The following is a 16,609-nucleotide window of genomic DNA, read 5'->3' as shown; positions in this document are numbered from 1 at the left end:
GAACTCAGGTTGATCCGTCGGGCAAAACAGTGGCGTAGTGTCATCATCGCCGCCCATGGATGGCAACTTCAGGCCTTGTGATGGACAGCTTCCAGGCCATAGACCGGCGTTGGGATGCCCTCTTGGCGCGCCTTCAACTGCAGGGAAAGGAATTGCGAATAGTGTCGTGACTGATGCAGATTGCCGCCGTGGAACCATAGTCCTTCCTGCTGTGTCGGCTTCCACATGTTGCGCTGCTCGCCTTCCCATGGACCGGGGTCCTTTGTCGTATTCGAGCCGAGGCCCCAGACCTTGCCGACCTTGTCGGCCACTTCTCGACTCACGAGATCGGCGACAAAGCCATTCATCGAGCTGTAGCCGGTGGCATAGACGATCACGTCCGCCGGCAATTCCTTGCCGTTGTCGAGCCTGACGCCGTTAGGCATGATTTCCTCGACCTGGCCAGCGAACAACTTGATCTTGCCGTCAATGATGAGCTGAGAGGCGCCGACATCGATGTAATAGCCTGAGCCCCGGCGCAGATATTTCATGAAGAGCCCGGAATCGTCGTCACCAAAGTCGAGCCTGAAGCCCGCCTTCTCCAGCCCGGCATAGAAAGCGGCGTCATCCTGGCGGATCTTATCGTAGACCGGCTTCTGAAACTGATTCAAAATCCGGTAGGGCAGCGAGGCAAAGATCAGATCGGCCTTCGCCGTCGTCATTCCGCTCCGGACGGCTCGTTCGGAATAGAGATCGGCGATGCTCTCCATCAGCGAATCCGAGCGCACAATGTGCGTCGTGGAGCGCTGCACCATCGTTACGTCGACGCCCGCCTCGTACAGCGCTGCGCAAATGTCATGGGCCGAATTGTTCGAGCCGATCACCACCACTTTCTTGCCCTTGCAGCCGTCGGAGCCGGGATGGCGTGAGGAATGGTGCTGCTCGCCCTTGAAGGTTTCCATTCCTTTGATTTTTGGCATGTTCGGCTTGGCCGACATGCCGGTCGCGAACACAAGCTGCTTGGGCCGCAGCGTGATCTCCTTGCCATCGCGTTCGAGAACGACGGTCCATTCCTTCTTGGTGTCGTCCCAACTGGCGTGCTTGGCTGTGGTGTTCGTCCAGTAGTTCAGCTCCATGACCTTGGTGTACATTTCCAACCAATCGCCGATCTTGTCCTTCGGCGAGAACACAGGCCAGTTCTTGGGAAAATCGATGTAGGGCAAGTGATCGTACCAGACGGGGTCGTGCAGGCAGAGCGACTTGTAGCGGTTGCGCCAGGAATCGCCGGGGCGCGCGTTCTTTTCGACGATGATCGTCGGCACACCGAGCTGGCGCAGCCGCGCCCCGAGCGCAATGCCGCCCTGCCCGCCGCCGATGATCAGTGCATATGGCTGGGTCTTGGATCCGAGTTGCTCGACCTCCTCGTCACGCAGTTCCTTCCAGGTCTTGGCGCCTGGATTGACGCCGTGCCTGGCGCCGAGCGGCCGGCTGAAGCCAGCCTTTTCCTCATGGCCCTTGAGTTCAGCCATGGTCGTCAAGAGCGTCCAGATCTGGCCGTTCTGCAGGCGGATGAGACCATATCCGCGCGCGACCTCGGTCTCGAACGAGATCCAGGACTCGGTCACGCCGCCGGCCTCGGTTGGCGTTTCACCCTCAGCGACCTTCCAGCTGCGCGGCTTCACATGCGCGAGGCGATGCGTGAGCATGTCGCGGATCTGATCGCGGCCCTCCATTGTCTTGATGTTCCAGGTGAAGGTAACAAGGTCGCGCCAGTAGCATTCTGGAGCGAACATTCCCACGGCGGCGTCGAGATCGCCCGTCGCAAGCGCGGCTTCAAACCTGTCGAGGAAAACCTGGACGCGCGCGGTAAGCGTGGTGTCGAGCATCGCTTCCTCCCGGATGTCGTTTGCACTGCGCAGGTCGCGTCACCTTATCCCAACTATCGCGGGAATCCAGACTCGCGCGGCAGGGTTCCCGGCCGGCTTCAACGCCTCTCAGCGTTCGCCTGCGACAACGCTGCTTTGCCTACCGACGAGGTCGGTAGAACGAGAGCTCTATTTGCTGCAATGCATGATTCCGGAATTGGGGCAACGCGGACCTCTGGTGACGCCTGCCATCACTTCGCTATCAGGAGCACAGCAGACCTCATCCCTGATCTGCGACGCCAGGCCTATGAGGGCATGTCCTGGCTAGGCGCCGGTCGAACCACCCGCGTCAGCATCGGAAAATGCTTGTTGCCACCCGCGAATGGCGGGAATTTTACGAAGTCCGCGCGCATGCGCGTGATCACGTCGGAGGTCAGCGCATGCGAGAGCGCCGCCGGACTGTCGAACACCAGCTTGTTGCGCTGCATGTGCTCGACCCGCTGCGACGGCAGCTGGTCGACCCAATCGATCCGCGTATAGATCTCGATCTGACGGACGTTCGGGAAGGTCCGCATGATCGACGGATGATGCTCGAGATAGTGCAGGTTCCAGGCATTCATGTCCTCGGCCGGCCCGGGATAGTGCACGAGATAACTGCACGGCGTGGCCGTGCCGGGATGATGCTCGGCAACATCGACCGGAAAGGAGCGTGTCAGCATCACCTGATGGGTGACGTCCAATCCGGTGAGGCTCGATAATCCGCCGCCGGTCGCGAGGCTGGCGAGCGCTCCACCACGATTGAGCGCGGCCTCGCAGGCGAGCAGGTCCGGAAATCGCAATTGCAGCGCAAAGGCCGGCCCCGGACCGTCAGCCTTGTAGGGATGGTCCGCCGCTTCCTCCAGCGGCGTGAACAGCAGGCCCTCGGTCATCTGCGGGATCGCCCCGATCAGCACTGCGACGGCGTTCAGTGCCTCCGACCGGACCCGCCGTCCGCCTGCCGGATCTGAAAACGTCATGAACAGGGAGATCATGATGGAGCCGCTTCAGTTGTCTCGTCGGCATTCACGTGCGCCACGAGCACGGCGCGGACATCATCCGGCCATGGAATGGCATGGTGATGCACGAGCGAGGTCGCGGCAAGGATCTGGCGGGCACGCCAGCGCATGCCGTCTGCGCCCAAGACGACATGCTGCAGATGCAGCGATGATCCCCCCACCCGGCCGACGCCGAGCTCGAACGTGAGGAGATCGCCGAACCGCGACGGCCGCGAGAAGTCGCAGGTCAGATGCACCGTAGGCGTTCCAATCTTCCGGACCGTGATCAACTCCGGCCAGGGAAAGCCGATCGTCGCCCAGAATTCCTCGACGACGCCGTTGAGGATGTTCAGATAGGACGGAAAATACGCGATCCCCGAGGGATCGCAGTCCCCGAAGCGCAGTTCGCGGTCGAACGAGAACGACGTCATCAGATCGCGACAACCGGGTGTCTGATGACACCGACGCCGTCGACGCCGGCTTCCACGACGTCGCCCGGCCACAGCCATTCCTGCGGGCTCATCCCCGCGCCGACGCCCTCGGGCGTCCCGGTCGCGATGATGTCGCCGGGTTCGAGCGTCATCCCCGACGAGATGTCGGCAATGAGGACCGGAATATCGAAGATCATGTATCTGGTGTTGGAGTCCTGCTTCATGACCCCGTTCTTGGTCAGCCAAAGCCGCAGATCCTGCGGATTGGGAATCTCGTCCGCCGTCACGATGCAGGGGCCGAACGGCGCATAGGTGTCCATGCCCTTGGAGAAGATCCACTGGCCGGCGCGGCGATTGTCGCGCGCGGAAATGTCGATCATCACCGAATAGCCGAAGACGTGGTCCATCGCCTTCCCGACCGGGATGCGCGTCGCGGTCTTGCCGATGATGACGGCGAGCTCGACCTCCCAGTCGAGCTGCTGCGTCATCTTCGCGTTGTGGTGAATTGCGGCACCCGGGCCGATCACCGACGTCGGTGGCTTCGAGAACACCACCGGCTGCTTCGGCAGGTCCTTGCTGGTATCGAGGCTCTTGGCGGATTCGGCAACATGCGCGCGGTAGTTCAGCCCGATGCCAAAGATGTTCTTGCGCGGGCGCGGGATCGGCGCCTGCAGCTTGACGTCCTCGACCGGAACGGCGGAGCCGGTCGGCAGGCGTCCATTGGCGCTTTCCAGATATTCTCGCAGCGCCGGGAGCAACGTCACGCCGTTGTCGATGAACGAGAGCATGTCGCTCGGCCATTCAAGGCCGCGCGACGCACCGAGGCGCTCGACGTCGACGACCAATCCGCTGACGAGAACCCCGAGGCGGGGTCCGCTGGAGCCCGTGGTGTAGGTAACAAGGCGCATGACGCTTTATCCGGCTCTTTCGGTTGAATTCTGCGAGGGGATGTCAGGCGGCAACCGGCTGGTGGCCCGCATTGTCGCCATAGGCCTCTTCCCGATAGAAGCCGAGACCTTCGATGACGGGCAGATCGTTGAAACAGAACAGGCAGGCGTCCTCGCTCTGGGACGTATTGCCGTGCTCGTGCCATGCCCAGGACGGAACGCAGAAGATGTCACGCTCCTGCCACTCGAAGCGCTTGCCGCCGATCACGGAATAGCCGCGGCCCTTGGCGACCTGGTAGATGAAGCTTCCGGTATGCCGATGCGACTGCGTCCTCTCGCCCGGCCGCAGCAATTGCATGCTCGCGCCGATCGTCTGCATCACGTGTCCGCCGGTGATCGGATTGACGTAGTTCATGAGAATGCCGTCGTACGGCGATCCATCGGTTGCGGCGGCATATTTCCGCAAGGAGTCGTAGGTCGGTTCCCACTCATATTTGAACATCGGGGAATAGCCCTTCGACCATGGCGAAGCTGCCGGCCGCAGGCCCGGATTGCCCCAGGTCTTGGTCATGTCGTCCACGGGATAACCGGATTCTTCCTGCTGAACCTTCGGATGGACCGCGAAAAAGTTCGCTTCCAGCGCATTGACCAGCGGAATGTCGAGCCCGTCCTGCCAGATGCAGACCGAGCCGTTGCCCTCGACGCCGTGCTCGTGCCAGGTGCCGTTCGGCGTGAGCACGAAATCCCGCGCCCCCAACGTCATCTTGTGTCCGTCGACGACGGTATAGGCACCCGCCCCTTCCATGATGAAGCGCAGAGCTGAAGCAGAGTGCGCGTGCGCAGTTGCGACCTCGCCGGGATGCATCACCTGCAATCCCGAATAGAGCCAGCCGACGGCAGCCGACACGTCGCGGCGGCCAGGATTGTTGAGGTAGATCACCCGCCGCCCCGCCTTCTCCGGCGAGACCAGCTCGACCGAGCGCAGCACATGCTCGCGCAGATCGCTGTAGCGCCAGAGCACGGGAACGGACGCCGATTGCGGCTCCCATGGCTCGATCTTGTTGGCGACCGTCCACAAGGCGCCGGCTTCGTATTTTTCGAGGTCCTTGTAATAGGCCTTGAGCTCGGGCGTGTCCTCGACATTGGCCCGGCCGATCACGTTCTCGCGCATCCTATCCTCCAAGTCCTGTCTCGAAGTCCTGCCTGATGACGTCGTTGGTCGACGCGTCCCGAGCTCTCATTCCGATTTGCCTGGGATCGACGAGAAGCCTGCCTGCTCCCCGGCATCCGCGGCAACGCGCTCTCCGTCCGCCAGGCCAAGCGGCGTCAGCGGACGACGGTTGACCCTGAGATCAAAGATGTCGAACCGATTGTAGTGCCCGACGATGTCATGCATCTGTTTCGGCTGGATACAGCGCTCGAGGTCGATGTCGGCGTAGACGATGCCCTCATCGTCGACCAGGGGATTCCCCACCACGCGACCATCAGGACCGATGATCCCGGAGAAGGCGCTCGATTTGCGCTGCAGGCGCGCCCGCGCATCGGGAACGATGGTCTCCATCGCCGCAATGATCTCTTCCGAAACCGTCGAGCAGGAGACGACCGTAAAAATCTTGCCTTCGAAGGAATGGGCAATCGCGCGCAACTTGATCGCCTCCGCCATGTCGTAGTCGGGGGGCGCGACGGGAAGCGAGATGTAGCTTGCGACATGCACGAGCTCACCCTGGCCGAGCAGCGCAAAGCGCGCCAGTGTATTGGTGTTCTCGCCGCACGCCAGGGCGCCGAGACGCCCGATCTCGGTATCATAGACACGCAGGCTCGATCCGTCACCGCCGGTCCAGGTCAGCTTCTCTGCCCATGTCGGCACCAGCTTGCGATGCTTGCCGAGCAACGCGCCGTCCGGGCCGATGAAAACCAGCGTGTTGTAGATCGCGCCGAGCGAGACCGGGCTGCGCTCGTTCACGCCGAGCACGACATGGCAGCCCGTATCGCGCGCCGCCTTCCGGACGACGTCGATCTCCGGACCCGGCACCAGCACCGACGCCTTGGCGAGCTTCTCGAACCATGCGCTCCCCGTGACGGGATCGGTGATCCAGTTCCAATAGGGATAGCCGGGAACGAACACCTCGGGGAACGCGACGAGTTTCGCGCCGTGGCTTGCTGCCTCACGGACCAGTGAAGCCGCCTTGTCGGCGGTCGCGCTCGGGTTGAGATATACGGGTGAGGCCTGGACGGCAGCAGCTCTAAAGCGAGGCAGCTTCAGCATTGGCCCTACCCTGTCGCCGGCTCATGATCCGCGCTTTCGGAGCAGGACTCCGCGAGCGTGATAGCATGGCGCCGCGTTGACTTACTTTACATGTAAACGTATGCTATCGCATATTTCTGGAGGGTGCAATGGCTGAACGGTCTTTTGCTCGCGAGGTCGAGGATCTCCGGCTCGGCGATGGCGACACGTTCCGCGGCGAAGGCATCCTCGCCATCACCAAGGCGCTGCTGCAATCCGGCGTCGCCTATGTCGGAGGCTATCAGGGTTCGCCGATCTCGCATCTGATGGACGTGCTGGCAGATGCCAAGGACGTGCTCGACGATCTCGGCGTCGTGTTCCAGAGCTCCGCCAATGAAGCGGCGGCAGCCGCCATGCTGTCGGCGTCGGTGATGTATCCCCTGCGCGGCGCGGTGGCCTGGAAATCGACCGTTGGCACCAATGTCGCCTCCGATGCGCTTGCCAATCTCGCCTCGGGCGGCGTCACCGGCGGCACGATGATCATCGTCGGCGAGGACTATGGCGAGGGCTCCTCGATCATGCAGGAACGCACCCACGCCTTCGCGATGAAGTCGCAGATGTGGCTGCTCGACCCGCGCCCCGACCATGAATGCATCGTCAATCTGATCGAGAAGGGTTTTGAGCTCTCCGAGTTCTCGAACACGCCCGTGATGCTCGAGGTCCGCGTTCGCGCCTGCCACATGCATGGCAGCTTCGCCTGCAAGGACAACGTCAAGCCGGCGCACACCATCAAGGATGCGCTCAACAATCCGAAGCGCGACGTCAACCGCATCGTGCTGCCGCCGGCGGCCTACGAGCACGAGCAGGAGAAGATCAGGACGCGGCTGCCCGCGGCGATCGGATTCGTCCGCGACAACAAGCTGAACGAGTGGATGGGGCCGAAGCAGGGCAAGGTCGGCATCATCATGCAGGGCGGCATGTACAACAACGTGATCCGCGCGCTGCAATATCTCGGGCTGTCGGATGCCTACGGCAACACGCAGATCCCGCTCTACGTCATGAACGTCACCTACCCCGTGATCGACACGGAGGTCGCGGAATTCTGTCTCGACAAGGAGGCCGTTCTCATCGTCGAGGAAGGCCAGCCGGAATATCTGGAGCAGGCGATCAACACCGTGCTGCGCCGCAAGGACATCCAGGCGCGCGTCCATGGCAAGGATGTGCTGCCGATGGGCGGCGACTATACCGCGCAGGTCCTGCTCGGCGGCGTCCGCGAATTCCTGGAGAAGACCGAGCCACGGCTGCTCGGCAACCGGCCGCCCGCGCCGGATGCCGCGCCCGTGCTCAATCATCCCGCCATCGAGAAGCTGAAGCAGGTCGTGCCGGCGCGCCCGCCCGGGCTCTGCACCGGCTGCCCGGAACGGCCGATCTTCGCCGCCATGAAGCTGGTCGAGGAAGAGCTCGGCCAGCACCACGTCTCGGCCGACATCGGCTGTCATCTGTTCTCGATCCTGCCGCCCTTCAATATCGGCGCGACGACCATGGGCTTCGGCCTCGGCCCGGCCTCGACCTCGGCCTTCAACGTCAAGGCCGACAAGCGCTCGATCGCGGTGATGGGCGACGGCGGCTTCTGGCACAATGGCCTGACCAGCGGCATCGGCAACGCCGTCTTCAACAAGCATGACGGCGTCTTCGTCATCGTCGACAACTACTACACCTCGGCAACCGGCGGTCAGGACATCCTGTCGTCGCGCGCCATCAACAAGCGGCGCGACACCAACAATTCGATCGTCAAGGCCGTGAAGGGCATTGGCGGCCAATGGGTCCGCCAGATCGACCGCACCTACGACGTCGGCAAGATGCGCGACACGCTGAAGGAGGCACTGACGACGAAGGAGGATGGCCCCAAGGTCATCGTCGCCTCCAGCGAATGCATGCTGAACAAGCAGCGCCGCGTGAAGCCGCAGATGAACAAGGCGATCAAGGACGGCGTCCGGATCGTCAAGGAACGGTTCGGCGTCGACGAAGATGTGTGCACGGGCGACCATGCCTGCATCCGGCTCTCGGGCTGCCCGTCGCTCTCGGTGAAGCAGCTCGACGATCCCTTGCGCGACGATCCGGTTGCGGCCATCGACAATTCCTGCGTCGGCTGCGGCAATTGCGGCGAGGTCGCCGAGGCCGCGGTGCTTTGCCCCTCGTTCTATCGCGCCGACGTCATCCACAATCCGACCGGCTGGGACACTTTCAAATCGAAGGTCGCGATGGCCGTGATCGGCTGGCTGCAGCGGCGGCGCGATCGCCGGCGTCCCGCGCTCGAGGCACTGGCATGAGAGACGAGACGGTCCGGCTGGCCCTGCCCGCCGCGGGCGACGCGACCGAGCGACCGATCTCGATCGCGATCGTCGCGATGGGCGGCCAGGGCGGCGGCGTCCTGACCGACTGGATCGTCCAGCTCGCCGAAAACCATGGCTGGGTCGCGCAATCGACCTCGGTGCCCGGCGTCGCCCAGCGCACCGGCGCCACAATCTACTACATCGAGGCGATGCCGCCGCTGGACGGCCGCAAGCCGATCCTGTCCTTGATGCCGACGCCCGGCGACGTCGATGTCGTGATGGCGGCGGAATTCATGGAGGCCGGCCGGTCGATCCTGCGCGGCCTCGTGACGCCGGATCGCACCACGCTGATTGCGTCCAACCACCGGTCGTTTGCAATTGGCGAGAAGATCGCGCCGGGCAACGGTATCGCCGACAAGGGCGCCGTCACCGGCGCGATCGGGATTGCCGCGAAGACCGAGATCATCTTCGACCTCAACGCACTGGCCATCGAGCACGGCAGCGTCATCTCGGCTGCGATGTTCGGCGCGCTCGCTGCGGCCAGTGTGCTGCCTTTCAGCCGCGAGAGCTATCTCGATGTGATCCGCGCCGGCGAGAAAGGGGCCAAGGCCAGCATTCGGACCTTTGAAGCAGCCTTTGACCGGGTCAAAACCGGATGTGCCGATGTTGCGGCGCCTGTTCCGTCGAAGCAGGCCAGCGACAGCCCCTCTCCCGCCGCGCCTGATCCGCAACTCGCGGGGCTTGTCGCAAGGCTGAAGCAGGAGTTGCCCGGGCCGGCGAGCGCCATGGCCCGTGCCGGTCTGAAAAAGGTCGTCGATTTCCAGGACGTCGCCTATGGCGGCGAATATCTCGACATCCTCAGAACGCTGCACACGGCCGACCGGAATTCCGGTGGCGACGACAGGGGCTATGCTTTCACGCAGGCAGCTGCAAAATATCTCGCCAACGCCATGACCTATGACGACGTCATCCGCGTGGCCGATCTCAAGACCCGGGCCACCCGCCGTGCGCGCATCGAGAGCGATCTCGAGATGTCGCAAGGTCAGGTGCTCCAGACCACCGAATTCATGCACCCCCGCATGGAGGAGGTCATGGGCATGCTGCCGGCAGGCTTCGGCCGCTGGTTGGGCGCGAGGCCGCGCCTGCTCGGCTGGCTTGATCGCCGCGTCAACAAGGGACGCCGGGTGCGGACCTACTCGCTGCCCTGGTTCCTGGCGCTCTACGTGGTGGGCGGGATGCGCGGCCTGCGCCGCCGCTCGCTGCGTCATGCCGTCGAGACCGCTCACCGGAACGAGTGGCTCAAGGCCGCGACCAACGCGGTCGGCACCAACTACCAGCTCGGTGTCGAAATCCTGCAATGCCGCCGCCTGGTGAAGGGCTATTCCGATACCCACAGCCGGGGCCTGTCCAAATTCGACAGGACGCTGGCGGCGATCAAGCTGGTCGAGCGGCGTGACGATGCCGCCGACTGGGCGCGACGCCTGCGGGAAGCCGCACTGAAGGACAGCGCCGGCAAGGAGCTCGACGGCGTGATCCAGACCATCAAGACTTTTGCATGATTCCATCGGGCCGGGACGCAGGATTGGATTGCCGTTCGCCCGACAGGACGTCAGAATCGGGCATCTTGACTACGATTCTCAGGTTGCTAATCGGAGTGAAAGACCCGCGATAACCCCTCCAGTTGACGAGACATTTTGTCCTCGATGGTCATGCGATGCCGGCAGCACTCAAAGAGAACATTGGTCCCGCCTATGGGCAGATCGAAACCAGGCTCTGGCTTCAACTGCTGTCCTTGCACGGAGAGATTTTCGCGTCGCTGAATGCGATGCTGGGCGCGGAGTTCGGACTGTCGCTGGCGAAGTTCGACGTGCTGGCCCAGCTCGACCGCTACCCGGACGGGATGGCGCTCGGGCAGCTATCGCAAAACCTGAAGGTCTCCGGCGGCAATGTCTCGGGGCTGGTGCAACGCCTTCTGGCTGACGACCTCATCAGCAAGGAAATGTCGAGCGAGGATCGGCGATCGTTCATCGTGCGTCTGACGCCGAAGGGCGAGCAGCTGTTTCGGAAGGCGGCGGACGTCCACAAGAGGCATCTCAGCAAACGGCTGGAGAACATTCCGGCCCGGGAGCTGGACACCGCGCTGTCGGTGCTCCGCTCCCTCTCCTCGAAAATTCGCCCCTGAAGCAAGAAGTAAAGTCGCAAGAGATAATGGCCAAAGACTCCAAGAGCAGGTGGAAATCGGGTCCGCCCCGGACGCGGGACCAGCTGCAAGGCTACATTCCGTATCTGTTCAACCGGCTCGCCAATCGCTGGAACCTGGACCAGAACCGTGATCTCACCGAGCACGGCATCAACAATGTCGTGTTTCGAACGCTGTCGGTGCTGTTCATCTACAAGACACTGACCGTCAACGAGATCGCCGTGCTCGCCGTCACCGAGCAGTCGACCGCGAGCCGCATGGTCGAGTCCATGGTGTCGTCGGGCCTCGTCAAGCGCGAGATCGCGGAGGAGGACCAGCGTCGCCGCGTGGTGGGGCTGACGCCCGACGGCGAAGCGCTGCTGCGCAAGATCTGGCCGATCATGACCAACAACTACGACCGGCTGATCGCGGGCATCGACCCCGACGAGATCGAGGTCTGCGCCCGCGTGCTTGCGAAGATGGTCGAGAATATCAGGCAGAACCAGATCTGAATGAGGTGTCAAGGACCAAGGCCGACGAGGCTGGTGCCGCCGCAGACGTAGAGCACCTGCCCCGTCACGAAGTCCGAGCGCTCATCGAGGAAGAACTCGATCGCATGGGCGACATCCTCACGCGAGCCGAGCCGCCCGACCGGCACGTTGCTCGCCATCCGCTGCTGCTGCTCTGAGCCTTTCGGAATGATGCCCCAGAAATTGTCGGTCAGGATCGGCCCCGGCGCGACGACATTCACGGTGATGCCGCTCGAGGCAAGCTCCAGCGCCCAGGTCCGCGCCATGCCATGCACGCCAGCCTTGGTGGCGGAATAGGCCGAGCGCGTCGCCGCCCCCATCGCGGCGCGCGAGCTGACGAACACGATGCGGCCGAAGCGGCGCGCGCGCATCCCCTCCATCGCAGCCTGGGTCAGGAGCATCGGCGCGCCGAGATGCAGTTGCGCCAGGGTCAGAATGTCCTCGGGTTTTGCATTTTGCAGCAGGTTCGGCAGGATGATGCCTGCGTTATGCACGAGGCGATCGATGGCGTGATCCCGGCAGATCTCCTGCGCGATGGTGCGCGTCTGTCCGATGTCGGTCAGGTCGGCGCAATAGGCAGTGAGCAGTTCGTGGGTCCAGCCCGGCTTCTCCAGCCCGACCGAGACGACGCGCTGGCCTTTCTCGACGAGCCTCTTGGCGAGCGCTTCACCGATTCCCGAATTGCCGCCGGTGACGAGTGTCGTACGGATCGCGCTCATGATCAGCTCCCTCAGACCTGCCGCCGCTTGAGGTCGCGGAGATCAAAGAACGCGCCCTCGCCCATCAGCTTCGCGACATAGTCCTTGAGCCCGCCGCGCTGGATCTTCTCGGTCGCGGTCAGCGGCAGGCTGTCGACGAAGCAGATCCAGCCCGGCGCCTTGTAATAGGCAATCTGCCCCAAGCTCCAGCGGACAATGTCTTCGGCGAGCGCGCGGTCCGCCCCCGCCCGCTCCGCAATGATGACGGCTGCGACCTCGTCGCCGCGCACCTGATCGGGGGTGGCCGCGACCGCCGCCTGCCGGATCGCGGGATGGCGATTCAGGACAGACTCGACTTCAACCGCGGCGATGTTCTCGCCGGAGCGGCGGATGACGTTCTTCTTGCGATCGACGAAATGAAGATCGCCGTCCGCATCGCGCGAGACGATGTCGCCGGTGTGCAGCCATCCGCCCGCCCACGCCTCATTGGTGGCCTCCGGGTTCTTCAGATATTCCCGGAAGAAGCCGTAGCGTGGATCCGTGCCGGCCCGCCGCACCAGGAGTTCGCCCGGCGTTCCCACCACCGCATCGCTGCCGCTCTCATCGACGATGCGAACCTCGACCTCGGGCGCCGGGCGGCCGAAGCAGCTGGTGCCGATCTTGCGCGGCTCGACATTGGCGGCGATCACGCCGCCGCTGCCCGTCTCGGTCATCGCCCAGGCTTCGATCAGCGGAAAGCCGAAGCGCTCCTCGAACGGCGCATGCAAGAGCTTGTCGACGCCGGCGCCAAATCCAAACCGCACGGTATGGGCCTTGTCCTGCTCGGAGGCAGGCGCGCTCATCAGCATCGAGGGCATCACGCCGAGATAATGCAGGCACGTGGCGCGACTGTCGCGCACCGACATCCACCAGCTGCGCGGATGAAAGCGATCGAGCATGGTGAGGCTGCCGCCGACCGACAGCATCGCCATCAGCGACACCGCCATCGCGTTCATGTGGAACAGCGGCAGCGGCGTGATCATGCGCTCGCCCTCGGCCTTCAGCCCGCACAGCCCGCCGACATCGCGATACCAGTTTCCGGAATGCAGAAAGTAGGTGTTGGTCAGCACGCAGCCCTTGGGCTGCCCGGTCGTTCCCGACGTGTAAAGCAGCGCGCATTCGGTCGCGCCGTCGCCTGCGGTCGCGGCCAGCGTGCCGCCAAATGGCGCGGGAACGTCGTCGTCATCGGCCACCACCGGAATCGGCCGGCCGGCCTGACGGGCCGCGGTCTCGACCTCGGCGCGTCGCTCGGCGAGCACGAACGCCGCGTTCATCTCGGAATGCGCGATGATGTATTCGAGCTCGCTCATCCGCAAATCCGGATTGATCGGCACGACGGAGACGCCGAGCGCGTTCAGCGCGAACCACAACTCGATGAACACCGGCCGGTTCTGGAGCAGAAGCCCGACCCGGTGGCCCTCGCCATAGCCTTGGTGCGCGAACGCCGATCGCCGACGCTCGACCCGCTCTAGCATGGCGCGATAGGAAATCTCCCCGGCCACGATGCCGTAGATGTCGGCGGTTTCCGGCAGAACGTTGAGGAAACTCGCCTCGCTTCGGCGGAGGGCGGTTTCGCGAAAGCGCGCGTAGACGGTGGTCGCAGCGGTCAAGGCATTCTCACATGAAGAGCTGGATGTTGCCGAACGGCGCGTCGAAATTGACGAGATCGACCCGCTTGAGCTTGATCTTCAGGGTGTCGCCGACCTGAACGAGATCGTGCGAGGCCCATCCCGAGAAGCGCTCCAGCATGTCGCCGCGCGTCTCCGTGTAGACGTAGGAGGTCCGCGCCTTGAACACGCCAGCCTCCGGATCGCACGCCACGACCTGCGGCGCCTGGAGCAGATGATGGCAGCGGCTCTTCGGCTTCTGGCTGAAGGTGCGTTCGCCGGCGAGGCGCTCGACCCGCACCTTCAACAGCAGCAGGTCCTCGTACATCAGGGACGGTTGAAGCACCGGGTCCTGCTGCTGCCATTCCAGCGGCATCCAGTAACGCCCTTCGGGATGAAACAGATCGAGCCAGGCCTGCCACTGCATCGTATCGAGGAGATCGGCCTCGCGGTAGATGAAGTCCGTGATGGTCTTCTCGGTGATCATTCGGCGGCCTCGACGCGCTCGCCCATGTCGATGGTCATGAACTTGGCCCAGGCATGAAACTGGTTTCGCATCTGCCGTTCCGATGTCCCGTTGATGACGGCGGTGACGTCCGCCTGCTCACCGGCCTCATAGAGGCGCTGGAGATTGACCCATTGATTGCCGTTGGACTTCAGCCCTTCCTGGGCGCGCTCATACATTTCGAGATCGTCGTGTCCGACGATCGAGGTCGGCGCGTTGATGAAGCGGTTGTACATCAGCGCGCGCTCGTAGAGCTTGTCGGGCGCGCCGACCAGGCGATAGACCCAGCTTTCGACCAGCGTCTTGTCGACCGCGATCGGGATGAAATTGCGCAGGATCTGGACCGCCCCCTTCACCATGATGTTCGGAAAATAGACGGTGTTGTGCCTGACTTCGCCGAGGATCTCGTACGCCCGCTTCTCGCCGTAGGCCGCAACCATCTGGCCGACATAGCCTTCGACGTCCGAGTAGTTGGAATGGATCGAGTTGGCGACGCCAGTGTGACCATGGCCGTTCGGCCAGATCCTGATGCCGCTCTGCTCGTAGAACTCGTAAGGGCTCATGAACGGGCCGTAGAGCTGCACCGCCATCGGCGTTTCCGTGGAGGAGCCCTGCTCGCGCTTCCAGACCTTGACCGCGGTGCCCGCCGAGCTTTCATGCGCCACCATCGGATGGCAGGTGTCGGTCTGGTTCTCGACCAGCATCTTCCAATTGCAGGTGTGCATGTAGCGGATCGGCGCAGCGACGACCGAGAGCTTCCCCTCCGGCGACCGGTCGACCATGTTGTCGATGGTCGACAGGCTCTCACCGAAATAATCCTCGAAGGAAACACCGTTGTCATTCAACTGCACGAAGATGAAATCGCGATAGACGACGACGTTCCTGATCCTCGACAGCCCCTCATTGGCCTGCGCATCGCCGAACCCGGTCCCCTCGTAGCCCTTCTTCAGGGGAATCGCGAGCAGCGAGCCGTCGGTCTTGAACGACCAGGCATGATAGGGACAGCGGAAGAATTTTCCGGTGTTGCCGCAGGGCTCTGATGCGATCTTCACGCCCTTGTGCGGACAGCGATTGTAGAAAACGTGGATAGAGCCGTCGGTATGACGGCTCGCCAGCACCGGTTGCCGGCCGATATTGGCGGTGATGAAATCGCCGGGCTTTGCGAGTTGGCTGGCATGCCCGACATAGATCCAGCTATTCGGGAACAGATGCTCCATCTCGAGCTCGAAGATTTCAGGGTCGACATAGACGTCGCGATGCACCTCGGCGTCGCGCACCAGCGCGTCGATCGCTAAGGCATTGTTCCGGTATCTGTCCATGACGCCCCCTTGCCTCCCGCTAGAGATCCAACACCAGCCGTTCCGATTTCGCGCGCGACACGCAGATCTGCATGACCTTGTTTGACGCCTTCTCGTCGTCGCTGAGAATGACGTCGCGATGATCGGGAACGCCCGAGATCACGCCGCACTGGCAGATGCCGCAATCGCCGCGCTGGCAGTCGTAGAGAACGTCGAGACCTACCGCCTCCAGCGCCTGGATGATGGTCTGGCCGGCCGCGACGGTGACGACCTGCCCGCTCGACTTGAGCTCGACCTCGAACGGCTTGTCGGGCGCGCTCGGTTGCTCTGCCTTGAATAGCTCGTAATGGATGTGGTCCGGGGCAATGCCCCTGGCCAGCGCCGCCGCCTTCACCGCCTCGATCATTCCCCCAGGGCCGCAGACGTAGATGTGGCAGTTTGCCGACACATCACCGAGCGCCGCTGCGATATCGAGGCGGGAGTCGTCGTCGTCATGATGGACGGAGAGGCTGCTCAAGCAGATCTCCTGCAATTGCGGCAGGAACGCCAGCATCCCGCGCGCGCGGCCCGCGTAGTGCAGGCGATACGGGTTGCCGCGAGCTTTCAGCTCAGCCGCCATCGACAGGATCGGCGTGATGCCGATGCCACCGGCAAACAGCAGCGCAGGTGAAGCCTCTCCGTGCAGACTGAAATTGTTCACCGGCGCGGTCGCCTTTACGACATCGCCGATCTTCAGCGCGTGCATGAACTGCGAGCCTCCGGTCGAGGCCTGCTCGCGCAGGACCCCGAGCGCCAGCGCATCGTCCGGGAGTCCCGGCAAGGCCATCAGTGAATACGGCCGGTCACCCCCATTCGGGAGCGCCACGCGAACATGCGCGCCCGCCTGCCATCGCGGCACAACACCCTTCTCCACGCCAAACACAAGGCTCCGTACCAACGCGGTTTCCGCGTTAGACGACCTCAGCTTGATCTTGAGCGGATGCGTGTCCATTCAGGCATC

Annotated in this window: 15 protein-coding genes; 4 read left to right on the top strand and 11 right to left on the bottom strand. The window is 63.3% G+C overall.

The window, feature by feature from the left end; genetic code table 11:
- Positions 1–68: 68 nt before the first annotated feature.
- The 6 genes from NLM15_RS16770 to NLM15_RS16745 all read right to left on the bottom strand — a co-directional run bounded on the left by NLM15_RS16770 (position 69) and on the right by NLM15_RS16745 (position 6,462).
- Positions 69–1,865, bottom strand: a complete 1,797-nt coding sequence (locus tag NLM15_RS16770; protein WP_254118166.1) for an NAD(P)/FAD-dependent oxidoreductase — start codon at positions 1,863–1,865, stop codon at positions 69–71.
- Between the two features lie 284 nt (positions 1,866–2,149).
- Positions 2,150–2,860, bottom strand: coding sequence for a hypothetical protein (locus NLM15_RS16765; RefSeq protein ID WP_254118165.1), 711 nt, complete (start codon positions 2,858–2,860; stop codon positions 2,150–2,152).
- An 11-nt stretch (positions 2,861–2,871) separates the two neighbouring features.
- The gene (locus NLM15_RS16760) at positions 2,872–3,309 is read right to left on the bottom strand and encodes a thioesterase family protein (protein WP_254118164.1); all 438 of its coding nucleotides are present in this window, start codon (positions 3,307–3,309) and stop codon (positions 2,872–2,874) included.
- Positions 3,309–4,217 (bottom strand): fumarylacetoacetate hydrolase family protein, encoded by a 909-nt coding sequence (locus NLM15_RS16755; RefSeq protein WP_254118163.1) that lies wholly within the window; start codon positions 4,215–4,217, stop codon positions 3,309–3,311. Before NLM15_RS16755 ends, NLM15_RS16760 begins: the two co-directional genes overlap by 1 nt.
- 43 nt (positions 4,218–4,260) lie before the next feature.
- Positions 4,261–5,367 carry a cupin domain-containing protein gene (locus NLM15_RS16750; RefSeq protein WP_254118162.1) on the bottom strand — a complete coding sequence of 369 codons (1,107 nt, stop codon included), beginning with the start codon at positions 5,365–5,367 and terminating at the stop codon, positions 4,261–4,263.
- A gap of 66 nt (positions 5,368–5,433) precedes the next feature.
- A complete protein-coding gene (locus NLM15_RS16745) occupies positions 5,434–6,462 on the bottom strand; it encodes a carbon-nitrogen hydrolase family protein (RefSeq protein WP_254118161.1) in 1,029 nt (342 codons plus the stop codon).
- Between the two features lie 128 nt (positions 6,463–6,590).
- On the opposite strand from NLM15_RS16745, the gene NLM15_RS16740 reads away from it, so the two are divergent.
- From NLM15_RS16740 to NLM15_RS16725, 4 genes are all read left to right on the top strand, one after another.
- Positions 6,591–8,750 carry an indolepyruvate ferredoxin oxidoreductase subunit alpha gene (locus NLM15_RS16740; protein WP_254118160.1) on the top strand — a complete coding sequence of 720 codons (2,160 nt, stop codon included), beginning with the start codon at positions 6,591–6,593 and terminating at the stop codon, positions 8,748–8,750.
- A complete protein-coding gene (locus NLM15_RS16735; protein WP_254118159.1) occupies positions 8,747–10,312 on the top strand; it encodes an indolepyruvate oxidoreductase subunit beta family protein in 1,566 nt (521 codons plus the stop codon). Before NLM15_RS16740 ends, NLM15_RS16735 begins: the two co-directional genes overlap by 4 nt.
- Positions 10,313–10,467: 155 nt before the next feature.
- Complete coding sequence (locus tag NLM15_RS16730; RefSeq protein ID WP_254118158.1) at positions 10,468–10,935, top strand: MarR family winged helix-turn-helix transcriptional regulator; 468 nt, start codon at positions 10,468–10,470, stop codon at positions 10,933–10,935.
- 26 nt (positions 10,936–10,961) lie between these two features.
- Complete coding sequence (locus NLM15_RS16725; protein ID WP_254118157.1) at positions 10,962–11,444, top strand: MarR family winged helix-turn-helix transcriptional regulator; 483 nt, start codon at positions 10,962–10,964, stop codon at positions 11,442–11,444.
- 8 nt (positions 11,445–11,452) lie between these two features.
- Here the strand turns inward: NLM15_RS16725 and NLM15_RS16720 are convergent, their stop codons facing one another.
- The 5 genes from NLM15_RS16720 to NLM15_RS16700 are packed head-to-tail and all read right to left on the bottom strand — an operon-like array spanning position 11,453 to position 16,600.
- Positions 11,453–12,181, bottom strand: coding sequence for an SDR family NAD(P)-dependent oxidoreductase (locus NLM15_RS16720; RefSeq protein ID WP_254118156.1), 729 nt, complete (start codon positions 12,179–12,181; stop codon positions 11,453–11,455).
- An 11-nt stretch (positions 12,182–12,192) separates the two neighbouring features.
- Positions 12,193–13,809 (bottom strand): ATP-dependent acyl-CoA ligase, encoded by a 1,617-nt coding sequence (locus NLM15_RS16715; protein ID WP_254118155.1) that lies wholly within the window; start codon positions 13,807–13,809, stop codon positions 12,193–12,195.
- Positions 13,810–13,816: 7 nt separating this feature from the next.
- Entirely contained in the window at positions 13,817–14,293 is a 477-nt protein-coding gene (locus NLM15_RS16710; protein WP_254118154.1) for an aromatic-ring-hydroxylating dioxygenase subunit beta, read from the bottom strand.
- A complete protein-coding gene (locus NLM15_RS16705) occupies positions 14,290–15,630 on the bottom strand; it encodes a Rieske 2Fe-2S domain-containing protein (RefSeq protein ID WP_254118153.1) in 1,341 nt (446 codons plus the stop codon). Before NLM15_RS16705 ends, NLM15_RS16710 begins: the two co-directional genes overlap by 4 nt.
- Before the next feature lie 19 nt (positions 15,631–15,649).
- On the bottom strand, positions 15,650–16,600 hold the full coding sequence (locus tag NLM15_RS16700; protein ID WP_254118152.1) for a PDR/VanB family oxidoreductase: 951 nt from the start codon (positions 16,598–16,600) through the stop codon (positions 15,650–15,652).
- Positions 16,601–16,609 lie beyond the last annotated feature (9 nt).

This window comes from Bradyrhizobium sp. CCGB20, from assembly GCF_024199855.1.
Lineage (GTDB): Bacteria > Pseudomonadota > Alphaproteobacteria > Rhizobiales > Xanthobacteraceae > Bradyrhizobium.
Note: the sequence above shows the minus strand (reverse complement) of the source record. Positions and strands in the feature narration are given on the sequence as shown.

Coding starts and splice junctions, on each gene's coding strand:
- NLM15_RS16770 (WP_254118166.1), bottom strand. CDS start 1,865: ATGCTCGACACCACGCTTACCGCGCGCGTCCAGGTTTTCCTCGACAGG.
- NLM15_RS16765 (WP_254118165.1), bottom strand. CDS start 2,860: ATGACGTTTTCAGATCCGGCAGGCGGACGGCGGGTCCGGTCGGAGGCA.
- NLM15_RS16760 (WP_254118164.1), bottom strand. CDS start 3,309: ATGACGTCGTTCTCGTTCGACCGCGAACTGCGCTTCGGGGACTGCGAT.
- NLM15_RS16755 (WP_254118163.1), bottom strand. CDS start 4,217: ATGCGCCTTGTTACCTACACCACGGGCTCCAGCGGACCCCGCCTCGGG.
- NLM15_RS16750 (WP_254118162.1), bottom strand. CDS start 5,367: ATGCGCGAGAACGTGATCGGCCGGGCCAATGTCGAGGACACGCCCGAG.
- NLM15_RS16745 (WP_254118161.1), bottom strand. CDS start 6,462: ATGCTGAAGCTGCCTCGCTTTAGAGCTGCTGCCGTCCAGGCCTCACCC.
- NLM15_RS16740 (WP_254118160.1), top strand. CDS start 6,591: ATGGCTGAACGGTCTTTTGCTCGCGAGGTCGAGGATCTCCGGCTCGGC.
- NLM15_RS16735 (WP_254118159.1), top strand. CDS start 8,747: ATGAGAGACGAGACGGTCCGGCTGGCCCTGCCCGCCGCGGGCGACGCG.
- NLM15_RS16730 (WP_254118158.1), top strand. CDS start 10,468: ATGCCGGCAGCACTCAAAGAGAACATTGGTCCCGCCTATGGGCAGATC.
- NLM15_RS16725 (WP_254118157.1), top strand. CDS start 10,962: ATGGCCAAAGACTCCAAGAGCAGGTGGAAATCGGGTCCGCCCCGGACG.
- NLM15_RS16720 (WP_254118156.1), bottom strand. CDS start 12,181: ATGAGCGCGATCCGTACGACACTCGTCACCGGCGGCAATTCGGGAATC.
- NLM15_RS16710 (WP_254118154.1), bottom strand. CDS start 14,293: ATGATCACCGAGAAGACCATCACGGACTTCATCTACCGCGAGGCCGAT.
- NLM15_RS16705 (WP_254118153.1), bottom strand. CDS start 15,630: ATGGACAGATACCGGAACAATGCCTTAGCGATCGACGCGCTGGTGCGC.
- NLM15_RS16700 (WP_254118152.1), bottom strand. CDS start 16,600: ATGGACACGCATCCGCTCAAGATCAAGCTGAGGTCGTCTAACGCGGAA.